This is a genomic window from Kibdelosporangium aridum (assembly GCF_900176515.1).
GTDB lineage: Bacteria > Actinomycetota > Actinomycetes > Mycobacteriales > Pseudonocardiaceae > Kibdelosporangium > Kibdelosporangium aridum.
Map to the genome: position 1 here is coordinate 57,666 of NZ_FWXV01000003.1, position 16,174 is coordinate 73,839.

Genomic DNA, 16,174 nt, shown 5'->3' on the forward strand with positions numbered 1-16,174 from the left:
AAAACAAGTTTCGGGTACGCGACAGGCACGGTAGAAAACGGCGCATGGAGCGCGCGTTGGTCAATTTCTTCTACTGCCACCCGGTCGGCCACGCGATCGAGGCTCTGTACTACGCCAACGGCCATCACGCCGCGAACCCCGATCGGGAAATCGCGGTCGCGCTCAACGCCGCCACCGCCACCGAGCTCGCTGACTACTGCCCCTTCATCTCGGCAAAGTACGTCGTCGACCATCCGTTGCTGACCTCCGCCAACGATTCGGCGCAACGGGTCGCGCACCTGCCCCGCGAGTGGGACTGGGTGATCGACGAGTCCCGGCGGTACCAGGACTTCCAGCTCGAGATGTTCCCTGGCCTCAAGGACTACTACGCGGCGACCGACCAGCACCTCAAGCCGGCCCAAGGCCGGACGGTCGTCACCAGTCCGAAGCCTGGATACCTGCGACGCCAACACCTCCGCCTCGAACTGCCGGAAACCGCAGTCACCCGGCGGACCATCACGATCATGCCGAGCGGATCGAGTGAACCGGCGCTGTACCCGTCGGCCGACTCATGGCTGTTGATCATGGACGCGCTCACCGACGCCTACCCGGACGCGCAACTCGTGCTGGTCGGCAAGCTCGCCAAGAACGACAGGACATCCACCTCGCTCACCGAGAAGGACCTCAAGCGCTTGCTCGACCACCGGTCCAAGCCGGAGAACTGCTTCGACCGCGGCCTCGTCGAGCAACTGTCTGTCGTCCAAGCGAGCGATGTGTTCCTGTCCCCGCACACAGGCTTCGGTATGGCGGTATTGGCCGCGGGCACGCCGTGGCTGACGCTGTCCGGCGGACGCTGGTTCGAGTTCTTCTTCAACGGTGTCCCGTTCCGGTCGATCATCCCTGACACCGACCGGTTCCCGAGTTACTCCACGTTCGACGACCTGCCGGTGATCGACACCGACGAAGGACCCCGCACACCAAGCATGACCCGGGCCCGGATCACCGCGGACCTCGACCGGATCGTGGCAGCCGCCGGAGAGTTGCGGGACGGGAAACTGACCTACGAGCAGGCACTGAGCGAGTACTTCCCGGCACTGCTGGAGGCTCACAACGGTGACAAGACCCAGCTCTGGTCCATCGACCACGTCCACATGGACTACCTGTAAGCCCGCACCGCACCAGGATAAGGCAGTCGCTCTGGCCGGCGCAGCCGGTACTCGAAATGCCACCACTCATTGTCATACGTCCGATACAGGTTGTAACGCGCGCCGTTGTCCTCCAGCCACTGGGCGCCTTCTCGCGGCCGGATGTCCATGGCGGTCCCACGGACGTGCTCGGACTCGGCCGGGTGCAGCACGGTCGTCAGGCCTGGCCGCTGCAAGTCCTCGATGTACATCCGGTGTTGCACGGCCGCGTCGCGGTGGCCGGAGGTCAGGCCGATCAGCTGGCCGTCCTTCCAGAACGCCTCGGTTCGGGCCGTGGTGAACGCCGCGTACGTGGCCGGGGTCAGGCCGGTCAGGTCCTCTTTGGGGAACCGCATTCCCAGCGCCCACTGGCACGCGACGTGCCGGGCGTGGCCGGGGGCGTTCAGGTGGGCGAAGGGCAGCAGGACCCGCGCAAGCGCTTTCGCCGCCAGCTCCATCGCACGATCTCGTGTCGTCATGCGATCCACTGTCGACGGACACTGTCGTTGTCCCGTTCGTGCCGTGTAACAGCTCTGTACTGGCACTTCTGTGACACAACCATGACATTTCACGAATGGCGCGCGGAAGCGCGGAATGCATCATGGGAGGGGTGGACAGGCGAACTTCGACCGGCCCTGCGATGGTTGGCGGTATGTCCCGGGTGCTGTTGATCGAAGACGACCAGGCGGTGCGTGACGGCTTGGAACTGGCGTTGACCAGGCAAGGGCATGCGGTGCGCGCGGTGGAGACCGGCGAGCAGGGGCTCGGCAAGCTGGCAGGCGTCGACGTCGTCGTGCTCGACCTGATGCTGCCGGGGATGGACGGGTTCGAGGTCTGCCGCAGAATCCGGGCGACCGGCAACCTGCCGATCATCATGCTGACCGCGCGCAGCGACGACATGGACGTGGTGGCGGGCCTGGAAGCAGGCGCCGACGACTACGTGGTCAAGCCGGTCCAGCCACGGGTGCTCGAAGCACGGATCCGCGCTGTGCTGCGCCGCGTGGGAGAACCCACCCAGCAGGCCGATGCCGAACAGTACGGCGAGCTGACTGTCGACCGCGCGAGCCTGGTGGTGCGCAAGAACGGCGAGCAGGTCAGCCTTGCCCCGACCGAATTGCGGTTGCTGCTCGAACTGTCCAGTTCGCCCGGCCGGGTGCTGAGCCGCCAGCAGCTGCTGGAATCGGTGTGGGAGCACGGTTATCTTGGCGACTCACGGCTGGTCGACGCGTGCGTGCAGCGGTTGCGGGCCAAGATCGAGAACGATCCGGCGACACCGCGGTACATCCAGACCGTCCGGGGGTTCGGATACCGGTTCGGGCCGTTGTGAGGAGCCTGCGTACCCGGCTGCTGATCGCGTTCGCCCTGCTCAGTGGTGTGACAGCGGCTGCCGTGTCCGGCGCGTCCTATGTACAGGCTCGCACCATGGTCCTGGAACGTGCACAAGACGCCTATGTCGAGTTGTTCACCGACAAAGTCGCCACCATGGCGGTGCCGAACCCCGATGACTTGTCCGATCGGAACACCGCTGGCTTCATCCTCTACAAAGGACAGCCGTACCACAATGACGGCCGGTCCGTCCCCGAGATTCCGCAGGCGTTGCGGGACGAGGTGAAGACCGGTGTCGTGGCGTGGCAGCGGGTCGAACACAACGGCCGAGTCGGACTGGTCATGGGCATGCGAGTGTCCGAAATGGAGTTCTACCAGACGCGGGGCCTCGACGCCGAGGCGGCGAGCATCAACCGGCTGGCGCTGATCGCGTGGACGATCGGGATCGGTTCGCTGGTCCTCAGCGGCTTTCTGGCGTGGTTCGCCGCCAACAGCGTGCTCCGCCCAGTACGTGAACTGCGTGCGGCCGCGCAGCGGCTGGGTGAAGGCGACCTGTCGACTCGTGTTCACGTCCGTGGCGCTGATGAGCTCGCTGGGGTGGCGGAAACGTTCAACGTCACCGCGGAAGCGTTGGAGAAGCAGGTCGCGGACGCACGCCGGTTCGTCGCGGATGTGTCCCACGAACTGCGGACTCCCCTTGCCGCGATGACGGCGGTCACCGACGTGCTCGACGAGGAAGCGCCGCATCTGACCCCGGATGCGGGCAAAGCCGCGAGCCTGGTCAGCAGGGAGACACGCAACCTGACCCGGCTGGTCAACGACCTCATGGAGGTCAGCCGGTTCGACTCCGGTGCGGCAGCGCTCGTGCTCGAGGAGATCGACGTCGCCGAGGCGATCCGAGCGACGCTGCGAGCACGGCGCTGGTCCGAAGTGGTCACTGACCTGCCGCCGCTGATCGCCCGGGTGGATCCGCGGCGGCTGGACGTGATCGTCGCGAACCTGGTCGGAAACGCGTTGCGGCACGGCGCCCCTCCGGTGTCGGTGATGTTGCGCGGCGGGCCGGGCTGGCTGCTCATCCAGGTCACCGACCACGGGCCCGGTCTCGACCCTGAAGTGCTGCCCCGGGTGTTCGACCGCTTCTACAAAGCCGACACGGCACGGACCCGTTCCGCGGGCAGCGGCCTTGGCCTGGCGATCGCCTGGGAGAACGCCCGACTGCACCACGGCGCGCTGACCGCGGACAACGGACCGGACGGCGGCGCGGTGTTCACGCTGCACCTGCCCACAGGAGGCCCACAGTGAAACGCGCACTCCTCGTACTCGTCCTCGTCCTGTCCGGATGCGGGGTTCAACCGTCCGATCCGATCGGTGGCTCGCAAGCGACGGGCGCTCTGATCTACTTGATCAGGACCTATGACAACACACTGGTACCGATACTGCGGCCGACCAAGCACCAGACGCCGGCCGGCGCCGCGTTGACCATGCTGGCCCAGTTCCAGGCCGAGCAGACGTCGGGTTACCGCAACGAGGTACCGACGGAAGCCGAACTGATGACGGTGAACGGTTCGACTGTCAGCGTGCCGATCGACGTAACCTCCCTGTCCACTTTGGCCACACAGCAGATCGTGTGCACGGCCGCGGTCCCCGAGCCTGTCACGCTCGTCGGCGGCGGACAGTCCCGGGGACCGCTGACTTGTCCTGTTTAGTCAGGCAACAAGCAGCCTGGCTTGTGCAGATCGAGTTGGTTGCCGCGCTTCACGCACGTCGTGATCCAGTACGTCTGAGTGGCGTAGGCTGCGCCCTTGCGTGCTGAGATGTTGCCGTACCTGTCCATCTCACAAGGGTTATTCATCGTGCACGAGCCGCCGTCGCGGTTGCTCGTGTTGTGAATGCCGACGACCTTGCCGCCCGCGACGATCGGTGACCCTGAATAGCCGGGCCCTGGCGGGCATTCTGGGTTGTACCGGATGACGTCCTTGGTCACGTTGGCAGTTTCCAGCACCCGGTAGGCGAAGCCGTCGATCTTGCACGGCAAGACCTTCTTCGCGTAGGACGAGACGACCTCGACGTCCATGCCCTGCTTGGGGCGCTCACTGGACAACGTCAACGGACGCACCTGGTACTGCCGCTCCAGTTGAGCGTAGGACTCCTTCAGCCGGTACAGCGTGATGTCCGTGCCCGTCAGGGTCACGTACAGCGCACGGTTCGCGCGCAGGGAAGCCACTGCGTTTCCCTTGCCATCAAGCAGATCCATCAGCTTGTTGGACGGTTGGTCCACGAGCGCCTCGTCCGGGCTGGGGCTCTGCCCTTCGAAACAGTGCCCGTTGGTGAGCACCAGGGCGGGATCGTTCGCCGACGAGTCCGCCATCCGGACAAGGGATCCGGAGCATCCCATGGCAACCGTTCCGGCGAGGTCGGTGGCCGCAGCAGCCGGAGTCGCCGCTGCCACGCCGAGCAAGGCGGTCAGACCGAGAACTCTCTTGATCATGACAGCCCCTCACAGGTTCCGTTGTCAGTGCGGCCGGTACGGAAGAAAACCACCATCTTGTCCGCCGAACACGACAACCGCCGTGCCCCGGAGTGGGCGTTGTCCTCGATGGTCAGCAACGCACCGCCTACTGTGTTCTGCATTCGTTGCGCCCACAGGTATGGCGTGACGCCCTCATAGAGATGCCCCGACAGTTGCAGCGCACTCGTACCCTTGGGCAACTGCACTGGCCGTGTGGTGAATGGCCAGTCCGCACACCACAGGCTGAAGTCGATGTACCCACCCGTGAAGGGGTACTTGGCGAGCCGCTCCTGGCGTTTCGCCCAGGCGTCCGCGAAATTCCGGCCGCCGATGGCCTCGTTGCAGAACACCGCACGGGCAGCCAACGCGTTGGACTGGAACCCATCGACACCGAAGGACTGGGCACGCACCGGCTGGGACCCGGGCGGCGTGCCGCCTTCCAACAGCGTCACCAGGTCCCGGGCGGACTCCGCGTACCGGTTGGGAGACGGAGACGCCAAGCCACCTACCGTCATGCCGTCGATATCGCCACGAGGCTTGGCGTCCAACTCGGCTCGCAGATCGAGCAGGGTCTTGCGGACCTCGGCCACGGTCTTGCCCAAGTGGTACTCGAAATCCCGCGCGGCAAGCCATTTCAGGAACGGTTCCACATCGGCCGCGCCAAGCGCGGCGATGTCGCTGTCCATTTGGGCCATGTCCAACGCGGGCGGCATCACCGAGTCGAGCCACATCCTGTCGACTCTCGAGTCGAACAGGCCACGGTAGATCGCACCGAGGAACGTCCCGTACGAGACACCGTAGAAGCTGATCTTCTGCTCGCCCAACGCCTCGCGGATCTTGTCCATGTCGCGCGCGGTGTTCGCAGTCGTGATCTGCGCGAGGAACTCCGGATCCTTGGCCGCGCAGGCCTTGTTCCAAGCGGCGTAGGAGTCGAAAGACTTCCTGGCCCCGTCTTCGGCACTCGTCGGTGGCGGCGGAGGCGGGGACTGGTGGTCGCAGAACTGTGCGGCGCTGAACCCGACGCCGCGGGGGTCGAAGCCGATCAGGTCGTAGTTCTCCTCGAGAACAGCGATCTTGCTGTCCCTGATGGAAAACGGCTGCGGAAGGGCGTAGAAACCCGGCCCGCCGGGGTTCATCAGCATCACGCCGCGGCGCTGGCCCTTCGCCTTCAGCCTGCTGACCGCGATGTTGAGCTTACGACCGTCGGGTTTGCTGTAGTCCAAGGGAACCGCGACGTACGCGCATTCCGCCCCGCCCTTGTCTTCGGGAACCTTCTCCGTCCACTTGTCATGCAGTTCGGCGCAGGGCTTCCACTCCGGCCCGGCATGGGCAGGTGTGCCCGAGATTCCGGTGGCGGTCACGAGGATCGCCACCATCGCTGCTGTTTTGGTCACCCGCCCGAACTTGGCAGAACCGTGTCAGCTGGCAGTCATGGTCACGTAACAGCTACGCGATCGCGAGCCGGACCGCGGCCACAAGTCCCAACGTGCCGATGATGTACCGCAGCGGGGCCGGTGGGATCTTGCGGGACAGGTGTGCGCCGACCGGGCCCGCGATCATCGTCATGGCACCGAAAACCAGGGTCTGCGGCCACGGCACAGGAGCGATGAAGCAGAACAAGACACCCGCCACCCCGTTCGCGATCCCTTGCAGGACTACCTTGACGGCGTTCAGCTGATGCGTGGTGCCTTTGGCGAAGAGACCGAGCACCGCGAAGAAGATCACGCCGATGCCGGTGCCGAAGTAGCCGCCGTACACCGAGGTGCCGAAGACCAGGGATTTGATCGGGCCGCGATGTGTCTTGGCGGACCGCAGTTTCTTGGCCACGAGCGGTTGGATCAGCACGAGCAGGGCGCCGAGGCCAAGCAGGGCGGGCACGAGGTAGGTGAAAACCCGTTCCGGCAGCACGAAAAGCACGAGTCCGCCGAGCAGTGAACCGATCGCGGCCGGAAGCATGACTTTGCGCAGCAGAGGTTTCTGTGTCGCGAGCTCTTTGCGGAAGGTCACCATCGATGCGACATTGCCCGGCACCACGCCGATGCAGTTGGCCACGTTGGCCTGCAACGGGCTCATCCCCAGGGCCAGGAACACCGGGAACGTCACCAGCGCGCCGGCGCCGGCGACAGTGTTGATCACACCGGCGAGCAACCCCACTGCGGCGACCACGATCAAGTCCACGCCAATTACTTTCGCCTGAGCTGCACTCATGCGTCCAATAAAAGTCGGCGATTAGATCAATGCGTATGATGCATCGATATGGAGATTGACCAGCTCAGGTGGTTCGTGATGGTCGCCGAAGGCCGCACGGTCACCGCCGCGGCGGCACAGTTGCATGTGTCACAGCCTGCGTTGTCACGGGGTCTGGCGCGTCTTGAGCAGGAGATTGGCGCACCCCTGTTCGACCGAGTCGGCCGTGTCCTGCGCCTCAACAGCAACGGCCGCACGTTGCTCGAAGCCGCCAAGCGCGCGTTGAACTCCATCGACAGTGCCGTCAAGACGATCGGGACCGCCGCCGATCCCACCCACGGCACCGTCCGGTTCGCCTTCCTGAACACCCTGGGCACCATGCTGGTCCCGGCTTTGCTCAGCGGCTTCCGCGCCCGGTACCCGGAAGTGGAGTTCCTGCTACGGCAGGACGGAACGAGCCGCAACGAGCAAAGCCTGCTCAACGGCGAAGTCGACATGATCATGGCCGCGCAGCCGTCGGACCAACCAGGCATCACGTGGCAACCGGTCCTCGACGAGCCACTCGCGCTGGTCGTCCCGGTCGGCCACCGGCTCGCCAAACGCCGCAGAGTCCGGTTGATCGAGGTGAAGGACGAACCGTTCGTGACCTTCGCACACGGCTTCGGCCTCCGGCCGCTCACCGAGAAACTGTGCGCCAGCGTCGGCTTCACGCCACGGATCGCCTTCGAAGGCGAAGACCCGACGATGCTGCGGGGTCTCGTCGGTGCCGGGTGCGGGGTCGCACTGCTCGCACCCGCACCTGGCCCGTTGCCGGACGCTGTCGAACTACCTATTTCAGAACCACGCTGTGCCAGGACAATCGGCGTCGGCTGGTGCCCCGACCACTACCACCCAGCCGTCGTCGAAGCGTTCCGCGAGTACGTCCTCACCGAGTCCCGCTCGCCCACAGCCTGGTCACGCTTCTGGACGAACTAGCGTCGCCACGACCTTCCGCACCGCCGAGGCGTCCGGTGTCGTGGCCCGGTCGGCGAAAAGCAGATGCGTGGACCCGATCAGCATGGCTGCCAACGTGTCGACGTCCGCGTCGGCTGGGATCCGGCCAAGATCCCGCTCTGCCGCGAGGTACGTCCCGATCATGATCGCGGCCTCGGTCAGCACAGGGACTCCGGCAGGCCAGACGTCGCGCAACCGGGCACGCAGGTCGTCCCGGAAGCTGACGAGAGCGACCACCGCGACGGCGACCGATTCGAAGAGCGCCGTCAACGCATCGGTGAGGTTGTCGACGACGTTGCCCGTCCCCGCGGCTTCGCGCAGTGCGGCGGCTTGGGCGTCCATTCGTTCGACACGGTCGAGCACGAACTCGGCGAGGAACGCATCGAAGTCGTCGAAGTGCCGATGCAGAACACCTTTGGCAACGCCCGCCTCGGTGGTGACCGCCCTGCTGGTCAGCGCGCTCGGCCCGTCCCGGAGCAGGATGCGGTCGGCCGCGCGGAAGAGCTGCGCACGCACTTCACGGATGGTCACGCCGGTCGGCACGAGCGTCCTCCATTGTCGAGTGGGCGCTTGCCCACTAGGGTGGGCACATGCCCACTTTAGAGCCTCACCACGTCAGGCAGGTAGCGGAGTCCTTCGGAATCGACGCCGAACGCTACGACCGGGCCCGGCCCCGGTACCCGCAGGAGTTGATCACCCGGATCGCCGGAACGAGCCCTGGCCCAGCGATCCTGGACGTCGGATGCGGTACGGGCATCGCGTCCCGGCAGCTCCAAGCGGCGGGATGCAATGTACTGGGCGTGGAGCCCGACGCGAGGATGGCCGAGTACGCGCGGGAACGCGGCCTGGAAGTGGAAGTCGCCAAGATCGAAACCTGGGATCCGCAAGGCCGGACATTCGACGCGCTGACCGCGGCGCAATGCTGGCATTGGGTGGATCCGGTCGCCGGTGCGGCCAAGGCAGCGCAGGTCCTGCGGCCCGGCGGGCTGCTGGCGGCGTTCTGGAACGTGGATCAGCTGCCACCCGAACTCGATGCCGTTTCCGGGAAGATCTATCGGCAGGTCTTCCCCGCCGTGACGACGAATGCGGACCCGTACAAGGTCATGACGGGCACCGCTGCCGAAGCGATCAACCAGGATGGCCGGTTCCACGCAGCTGAGCAGTGGCGATTCGAATGGCAGCGGCAGTACACCCGGGACGAGTGGCTGGATCGCGTGCCCACCAACGGCGGCATGAACCTGCTCCCACCGGACAAGCTCGCCGAAGTGCTGACGGACCTGGGGCAGGCAATCGACGCCATCGGCGGCAGCTTCACGATGAGCTACACGACCATCGCGGTCACGGCGATACGGATCTGAACCGCGCCTCGGCCTGTTCCGCGGTCAGCCCGAAGTCGGCCAGGTCATAGCGGTGCGATCGGCGCCGGTCGCCCGAAGTGTGCACGGCTTTCATCGCGTCGAGGACGTCATCTGAAATGTCCATGCCGAAATGGGTGTAGATATCGGTGACCACGCTCAGTGGATCGGCCACGAAGTCGTCGTACTGCACGTCGTAGAACTGGGCGGGATTGTGTTTCGCGCGGTCGGCGTTGAATTTCTCCAGGCCGCGCGCCCACAACTCGAGCTGGGTCTCGCCGATCACCGAGCCGTGGAAAACCGTGGACCACTCGCCCGATGCTTGTTCGGCGAGGCTGCACATCGACGCGATGATCGTGCTCGGCGCCCGGTGGGTTTGGATGATCAACGCGTCCGGATAGGCGTCAAGCAGGGCATCGAGTGCGAACAGGTGGCTGGGGTTCTTCAACACCCAGCGTTTCGAGGCGTCCGGCATGCCGATCAGCTGGAGGTTACGCCGGTGCCGGTGATACGCCTCGGTCCAGTCCTGTTCCGCCAGCCACGCGGAATACGTTGGCACGTAAGCAAGACACTCGAACGATATGGACATCATCGACTGCCGCAGCAGCCGCCAGCATTCCTCGGCCATGTCCGCCGTGATGTAGTGCAGGCCCATGAACTCCGGGTGCTCGACGTGGTGCTGCTCGTACCCGGCCTGGATCCGTTGGTACATCGGGTTTTCGTCCCACGTCTCGCGCGGGGGGCGTGGCTGCGGCACGTCGGTGAGCCACAACTCCAGCCCTTGGTGGGCGGGGTCCTCGGTGAGCAGCCGGTGCAACGCGGTCGTCCCGGTCCGGGGCAGCCCGGTCACGAAGATTGGCCGCTCAATCGGCACAGACGCGTAGTCAGGAAGACGTTGCCACGCAGCCTCACTGAGCAGCCGCGCCACCAGAGCTGAGCGCAGCCCGGCCCGTTTCACCCGTAACCCCAACTCGGTCAGACCGGCTTCGCGGTGGTACGAGTCCAGCAGCACCGAGAGGCCTTCGAGGTAGCCGGAGTCCCCGAAGTCGGTCAGTCCGGTGATCTTCGTCGCCGACGCGTGCAGAGACTCGATGTCCACAGTTGACTCCTAGTGGTGGTACTCGCCGCCGTTCACGTCAAGGCACTGGCCGGTGACCGCGCTGGCCAAAGACGAAGCCAGGAACACGATGGTGTCCGCGACCTCGTCGGGCTCCGGCAGTTTGCGCAGGTCGATGTTGGCCGCCACCTCGTCGTAGACCTCTTGTGGCGTGATGCCGCGTTGCTTGGCCAGGTAGTCGAAGTAGAACTTCACGTTGTCCGCCCAGATGTAACCGGGCGCGATCGTGTTGACCCGCACGCCCTTGGGGCCCAGCTCCGTGGAAAGGCTCTGCGCCATCGCCAGCAAGGCGGACTTGGTCATCTTGTACGGCCCCATCGTCAGCTGCGAGTGCCGGATCACCATCGAGCTGACCATCACGATGGAGCCGCGGCTGGCCTCCAGCGCCGGACGGAACAGGTTCACCAGCCGCAACGCGCCGAGCACGTTGGTCTCGAAGCCGTCGCGGATCCCTTCGAACGGGGCACGGTCGAAAGTGGTCATCGGCGGCATGGCGAAGGCGTTGTTCACCAACGTGTCCACCCGGCCGAAGGACTCCAGTGCGGTCTCGGCCAGGCGAGCCGCGTCGTCCTCGGACGAGATGTCCGTCGTCACGGTCACCGCACGCCGGCCGAGATCGGTGACCTCCTTGGCCACTTCGGTCAACCGGGACTCGGTGCGCGCCGCCAGCACGATGTCCGCACCTTGCCGGGCGCACCGCAACGCGATCGACCGGCCGAGTCCCGGCCCGATCCCGGAGACCACGACGACCTTGTCCTGCAACAACATCAGCCCACCATCCTGGTCGCTACGGCCGCCTGACGCGCGGCAATCCGGTCCTTGTACTCAGCTGGGGTGATGCGTGCGTCTTCGTGGAACGGGAGTTTCCGGGCGAGTTCACTGACCGGAACGACTTCCACGGCAGGTCCGTCCGAGGGTTTGAGGTCACGCGACAGCCGCTGCCACCGGATCTGCAGATATCCCTTGGCATGGCCGGTGCGTTCGATCCAGTTCACCAGCCCCGGATCGCGTTCGCTGACCACGTACCTGATCTTGCCGTCCGGGTCGATCCGGGCCTGGTCCGCGGTCAGGCTGGTCTGGTGGTTGATGTAGTCCAGCGAGATGTACCACATGCTGCCGAGCTGAAATCCCTGGTACGGCGCCTCGGACGCGGGCACCGTGATGATCATCGCCTCTTCGTCGGCGAGGTCGTAGTGCCCGACCGAGGAGAACTGGGTGGCCAGTCCGCCAGGCGTCAGCCGCGGCTCGGTCATCGTGTTCACCGGCAGCTTCAAGTAGAACCACTTCGGGAACGCCAGGAACGTCTTGATCCGTCCGATGAGGATCTTGCCTGCCACGGTGTACCGCTTGGCCATCAAGTCCTTCGTCGGAGCAGGCGGTGCCGAACCGGTGGTGTCCGTGCGGCGGATCTTGATCATCCCGCGTTCTTCGCCGGTCCAGTCGCTGTAGACCTCACGCACGATCAGCATCGCCGAGCCGTCGCCGAGGGTGAAGTAGTTGCGCCCGGCTTTGCCCGGCCCGAAGCGGATCTCGAACGAGCCGTCCTCGGCGATGTCGAACTCGCGGTCGTCGAACGCGGTCAGGCTGTCCGGCACGTCCACCGGCGAGTAGTCACCGTTGAGCACCTGGAAGCTCAGGTCAGCGGTGCTGCCGCGCTTGCCGGTCACGACGTACTCGGCGTCCTCGCGGATGTAGGCGTGGAAGTACAGCGTGTCCGGGTTGTCCAGGCCCATCTTGGTGTACGGCCCGGTGGACTGGACGAAGTACGGGAAGTCACGGTCGTACGCCCACGCCATCTGCAACGAGGCCCGGATGCTGCCTGCCAGGTAGTCGTAGCCCTCGGTCAGGTCCTGATCGGTCTGGACATGCGGCGCCTGCGTGATCAGCTTCTCGGCTTCGGCGACCGCGGCGGCGAATGACTCGGTGAGCACCGACCTAGGCTAGAACGTGTTCTAACATCCGGTCAAACACCGGCCAGGAACTTCAGGCTCGGCAGATCGTCCCAGGACACCATCGCCTCGTAGAGCCGGTTGTAGGCGATGTGCTTGATCCGCCAGCCGTGCTCGGGCGACCGGACGTACTGCTCTTCGTAGTAGGCGGCGCCCTTGATCACGAGGCGGTGCTCCTTGACGATCACGGTGTCCTCGAACGCCCAGGTCCCGGTGGCCGAGTCGCCGTCGACGTCGATCTCCGGCTGGCCGGCGAAGTGGAACGTGATGATCTTGTCGCCGCCGAGGTTCTGCCGCATGAAGTCCAGGATCGCGGCCCGTCCGGTGAGCACGAGCGGCTCTCCCATCGCCTTGGTCCCGTAGTCGGCGACCGCGTCCTCGGTCAGCGCGTCCTCCAGCAAGTCCCAGCGTTTCTGGTCGACGCCGCGCAGATATCGGTACTTCAGCCGGCGGATCTCTTCGATCACATGCAAGTCGTCCATGCCGACCAGCTAACCCCTGAGCATTGACCAGTGCAATAACCTGTTCTAGTTTTTGATCGTGGCCACCACGTACGAGCTGTCCAATCTGCGCGCGCTCGAGGCCGAGTCGGCGCACGTGCTGCGCGAGGTCGCGGCGACGTTCGAGCGCCCGGTGCTGCTGTTCTCCGGCGGCAAGGACTCGGTGGTGATGCTGCACCTTGCGGCCAAGGCGTTCTGGCCCGCGCCACCGCCCTTTCCGGTGATGCACGTGGACACCGGGCACAACTTCGACGAGGTCATCGAGTTCCGGGACCGCACAGTCGAATCGACGGGCGTCCGGCTCGTGGTCAGCCACGTCCAGGACGACATCGACGCGGGCCGCGTCGTCGAAGAGACCGGGCCTAGAGCGAGCCGGAACCGCTTGCAGACCACGGCTTTGCTCCGAGCCATCAACGAAAACCGGTTCGACGCGGTGTTCGGCGGAGCCCGCCGGGACGAAGAGAAGGCACGGGCCAAGGAGCGCGTGTTCAGCTTCCGTGACGAGTTCGGCCAATGGGATCCCCGCAACCAGCGACCCGAGCTTTGGAACCTCTACAACGGACGGCATCGCCGCGGCGAACACATCCGGGTGTTCCCGTTGTCCAACTGGACCGAATTGGACATCTGGCAGTACATCCGGGACGAACGCATCGAGCTCCCGGAGATCTACTACGCACATCGGCGACAAGTGTTCCAACGCGACGGCATGCTCCTGGCGCATACCAGGTTCGTGACGCTCCTGCCGGGCGAAGAACCCTTTGAGGCGTCCGTGCGGTTCCGCACAGTCGGCGACGCGACCTGCACCGGCTGCGTCGAATCCACTGCCGCCACACCGGAAGAGGTCGTCGCCGAAGTCGCCGCGACCCGCGTGACCGAGCGCGGCGCGACCCGGGCGGACGACCGGATCTCCGAGGCAGGCATGGAGGACCGCAAGAAGGAGGGCTACTTCTGATGAACCAGCTTCTCCGTCTTGCCACCGCGGGCAGCGTCGACGACGGCAAGTCCACTTTGATCGGCAGGCTGCTGTTCGACTCCAAGACCATCTTCGAGGATCAGCTCGCGGCGATCGAACGCAGCAGCCGCGACCGCGGCGAGGACTACCCGAACCTGGCGCTGCTGACCGACGGGCTGCGCGCGGAGCGGGAACAAGGCATCACGATCGATGTGGCGTACCGCTATTTCGCCACACCCAAACGGAAATTCATCATCGCGGACACGCCTGGGCACATCCAGTACACCCGCAACATGGTCACCGGGGCGTCCACAGCGGACCTCGCACTGATCCTTGTGGACGCCCGCAAAGGGATTCTGGAGCAGTCACGCAGGCACGCGTTCCTGGCCAGCCTGCTGGGCATCCCCCACCTCGTCGTGTGCGTGAACAAGATGGACCTGGTCGGCTGGTCCCGGGAACGCTTCGAAGAGATCCGTGAGGAGTTCCGCCAGTTCTCCATGAAGCTGACCGTGCCCGACCTGACGTTCGTACCGGTGTCGGCACTCCACGGCGACAACATCGTTCACCGCAGTGCATCGATGCCTTGGTACGAAGGCACTTCCCTGCTGCACCACCTCGAAGAAGTACACATCAGCTCGGACCGCAACCTGATCGACGCCCGGTTCCCGGTGCAGTACGTCATCCGCCACAAGGACTTCCGTGGTTACGCCGGAACGGTCGCCGGCGGTGTGTTCAAGCCGGGCGACGAGGTACTCGTGCTGCCGTCCGGATTCACCACGACCGTGCAGGCGATCTGGGGCCTCGGTGGGCAACCGGTCGCCGAGGCCTTTCCACCGCAGTCGGTCACGCTGGAGCTGGCCGACGAGCTGGACGTCGGCCGCGGTGACCTGATCTGCCGCCCGAACAACCGGCCGCACGTCGGCCAGGACGTCGACGCGATCGTTTGCTGGCTGACCGAACGCACTGACCTGACCCCGGACGCGAGGTACACGGTCGTCAACACCACCCGGTCGACCAAGGCCGTGGTCAAGTCGCTGGACTACCGGCTGGACATCACCACACTGCACCGCGACGACACAGCAGAGTCCTTGTCGCTCAACGAGATCGGCCGGGTCAAGCTGCGCACCCAGCAACCGCTGCTGTTCGACGCGTATCGCCGCAACCGGGCCTGCGGCAGTTTCATCCTGGTCGACGAGACGTCCAACAACACGGTCGCGGCCGGAATGATCACCGGGCCGAGCCAGGCGGTGGTCTGGCATTCCACCGCGGTCCAGCGCACCGAACGCGGCTCCGTGGGCTGCACCGTGTGGCTGACCGGGCTGTCGGCGTCCGGGAAGTCGACCGTAGCCGTGGAGCTGGAGCGACGGCTTGTGGCTTCGGGACGCCCGGCTTACCTTCTGGACGGCGACAACCTGCGCCACGGCCTGAACGCCGACCTCGGGTTCGGTGCGGCCGACCGCGCGGAGAACGTCCGCAGGGCCGGCGAAGTGGCGAAGCTGTTCGCCGACGCGGGCGTGGTCGCGGTGGTCTCGCTGATCAGCCCGTATCAGGCTGATCGGGACCGGGTCAGGGCCATGCACGAGCAAGCGGGCTTGCCTTTTGTGGAAGTCTTTGTGGACACTCCTGTCGAGGTGTGCGAGGCCCGCGATCCCAAGGGGATGTACGCCAAGGCCAGGGCGGGCGAGATCACCGGGTTCACCGGGGTGGACGACCCGTACGAGGTACCAGTGGCACCCGAACTGGTACTGCGACCGGAGCAAGGCGATCCCGCGAGGATGGCCGCATTGATCCTCGCCTCAATGGATCAGGTCACACTGACCCGGATGGACTAGCGGCGGCCCGTCGCATCGCCCGCTGCCTACACACGTTCGTCGCAGCGTCTTGCTACTCGCGAGTGAACGGTGTTTCGCACCGAAGCACTTTCGGTTCATTTATTGGCGTGTCAGCCGCAAAAAGCGTGAATCGTCCCATGATTGTTTTCCACAGGTCGGGCAAGCCTTTTGGGTGACTGCGCACGTTCAAAACGTGGTGCTAGCCTCCGTCTTGGCACCGTCCGAACTGGATCATTCAGCTGGGACACGAAAGGGTGTTCCACCTTTGTCTCAAGCCAATTCCCCATGTCT

Annotated in this window: 17 protein-coding genes; 8 read left to right on the plus strand and 9 right to left on the minus strand. The window is 65.2% G+C overall.

Annotation, left to right across the window (positions count from 1 at the left end):
• Positions 1-44 precede the first annotated feature (44 nt).
• Positions 45-1,145, plus strand: a complete 1,101-nt coding sequence (locus tag B9C43_RS19270) for a glycosyltransferase family protein (protein WP_084428366.1) — start codon at positions 45-47, stop codon at positions 1,143-1,145.
• Here B9C43_RS19270 and B9C43_RS19275 read toward each other — a convergent pair.
• A complete protein-coding gene (locus tag B9C43_RS19275) occupies positions 1,136-1,642 on the minus strand; it encodes a D-alanyl-D-alanine carboxypeptidase family protein (RefSeq protein WP_084428367.1) in 507 nt (168 codons plus the stop codon). The genes B9C43_RS19270 and B9C43_RS19275 overlap by 10 nt on opposite strands.
• Positions 1,643-1,815: 173 nt before the next feature.
• On the opposite strand from B9C43_RS19275, the gene B9C43_RS19280 reads away from it, so the two are divergent.
• From B9C43_RS19280 to B9C43_RS19290, 3 genes are read left to right on the plus strand one after another with little or no spacing between them, the layout of a single operon-like run.
• A complete protein-coding gene (locus B9C43_RS19280) occupies positions 1,816-2,490 on the plus strand; it encodes a response regulator transcription factor (protein WP_160096586.1) in 675 nt (224 codons plus the stop codon).
• Positions 2,487-3,791, plus strand: a complete 1,305-nt coding sequence (locus tag B9C43_RS19285) for an ATP-binding protein (protein ID WP_200825611.1) — start codon at positions 2,487-2,489, stop codon at positions 3,789-3,791. The genes B9C43_RS19280 and B9C43_RS19285 overlap by 4 nt, the downstream gene beginning before the upstream one ends.
• A complete protein-coding gene (locus B9C43_RS19290; protein WP_084428368.1) occupies positions 3,788-4,195 on the plus strand; it encodes a hypothetical protein in 408 nt (135 codons plus the stop codon). The genes B9C43_RS19285 and B9C43_RS19290 overlap by 4 nt, the downstream gene beginning before the upstream one ends.
• Here the strand turns inward: B9C43_RS19290 and B9C43_RS19295 are convergent.
• From B9C43_RS19295 to B9C43_RS19305, 3 genes are read right to left on the minus strand one after another with little or no spacing between them, the layout of a single operon-like run.
• Positions 4,192-4,977 (minus strand): S1 family peptidase, encoded by a 786-nt coding sequence (locus B9C43_RS19295; RefSeq protein ID WP_084428369.1) that lies wholly within the window; start codon positions 4,975-4,977, stop codon positions 4,192-4,194. The two genes, B9C43_RS19290 and B9C43_RS19295, sit on opposite strands and share 4 nt — an antisense overlap.
• Positions 4,974-6,392 (minus strand): alpha/beta fold hydrolase, encoded by a 1,419-nt coding sequence (locus B9C43_RS19300; protein WP_084428370.1) that lies wholly within the window; start codon positions 6,390-6,392, stop codon positions 4,974-4,976. Before B9C43_RS19300 ends, B9C43_RS19295 begins: the two co-directional genes overlap by 4 nt.
• Positions 6,393-6,444: 52 nt before the next feature.
• Entirely contained in the window at positions 6,445-7,206 is a 762-nt protein-coding gene (locus B9C43_RS19305) for a sulfite exporter TauE/SafE family protein (protein ID WP_084428371.1), read from the minus strand.
• A 48-nt stretch (positions 7,207-7,254) separates the two neighbouring features.
• On the opposite strand from B9C43_RS19305, the gene B9C43_RS19310 reads away from it, so the two are divergent.
• Positions 7,255-8,160: a LysR substrate-binding domain-containing protein gene (locus B9C43_RS19310; protein ID WP_084428372.1), complete on the plus strand. Its 906-nt coding sequence runs from the start codon at positions 7,255-7,257 to the stop codon at positions 8,158-8,160.
• On the opposite strand, the gene B9C43_RS19315 is transcribed toward B9C43_RS19310, so the two are convergent.
• Positions 8,140-8,721: a TetR/AcrR family transcriptional regulator gene (locus B9C43_RS19315; RefSeq protein WP_084428373.1), complete on the minus strand. Its 582-nt coding sequence runs from the start codon at positions 8,719-8,721 to the stop codon at positions 8,140-8,142. The two genes, B9C43_RS19310 and B9C43_RS19315, sit on opposite strands and share 21 nt — an antisense overlap.
• A 47-nt stretch (positions 8,722-8,768) precedes the next feature.
• Here B9C43_RS19315 and B9C43_RS19320 point away from each other — a divergent pair, with 47 nt between their 5' ends.
• The gene (locus tag B9C43_RS19320) at positions 8,769-9,536 is read left to right on the plus strand and encodes a class I SAM-dependent methyltransferase (RefSeq protein ID WP_084428374.1); all 768 of its coding nucleotides are present in this window, start codon (positions 8,769-8,771) and stop codon (positions 9,534-9,536) included.
• On the opposite strand, the gene B9C43_RS19325 is transcribed toward B9C43_RS19320, so the two are convergent.
• From B9C43_RS19325 to B9C43_RS19340, 4 genes are read right to left on the minus strand one after another with little or no spacing between them, the layout of a single operon-like run.
• On the minus strand, positions 9,517-10,632 hold the full coding sequence (locus B9C43_RS19325; RefSeq protein ID WP_084428375.1) for a sulfotransferase family protein: 1,116 nt from the start codon (positions 10,630-10,632) through the stop codon (positions 9,517-9,519). The two genes, B9C43_RS19320 and B9C43_RS19325, sit on opposite strands and share 20 nt — an antisense overlap.
• A gap of 9 nt (positions 10,633-10,641) precedes the next feature.
• Positions 10,642-11,418, minus strand: coding sequence for an SDR family oxidoreductase (locus B9C43_RS19330; RefSeq protein ID WP_033389434.1), 777 nt, complete (start codon positions 11,416-11,418; stop codon positions 10,642-10,644).
• The gene (locus B9C43_RS19335; protein ID WP_084428376.1) at positions 11,418-12,581 is read right to left on the minus strand and encodes a hypothetical protein; all 1,164 of its coding nucleotides are present in this window, start codon (positions 12,579-12,581) and stop codon (positions 11,418-11,420) included. The genes B9C43_RS19330 and B9C43_RS19335 overlap by 1 nt, the downstream gene beginning before the upstream one ends.
• A 32-nt stretch (positions 12,582-12,613) precedes the next feature.
• Positions 12,614-13,081: a nuclear transport factor 2 family protein gene (locus B9C43_RS19340; protein ID WP_033389432.1), complete on the minus strand. Its 468-nt coding sequence runs from the start codon at positions 13,079-13,081 to the stop codon at positions 12,614-12,616.
• Between the two features lie 55 nt (positions 13,082-13,136).
• Here B9C43_RS19340 and cysD point away from each other — a divergent pair, with 55 nt between their 5' ends.
• Positions 13,137-14,051, plus strand: a complete 915-nt coding sequence (gene cysD / locus B9C43_RS19345; protein ID WP_200825653.1) for a sulfate adenylyltransferase subunit CysD — start codon at positions 13,137-13,139, stop codon at positions 14,049-14,051.
• Positions 14,051-15,883, plus strand: coding sequence for an adenylyl-sulfate kinase (gene cysC, locus B9C43_RS19350; protein WP_033389430.1), 1,833 nt, complete (start codon positions 14,051-14,053; stop codon positions 15,881-15,883). The genes cysD and cysC overlap by 1 nt, the downstream gene beginning before the upstream one ends.
• Positions 15,884-16,174: the final 291 nt, after the last annotated feature.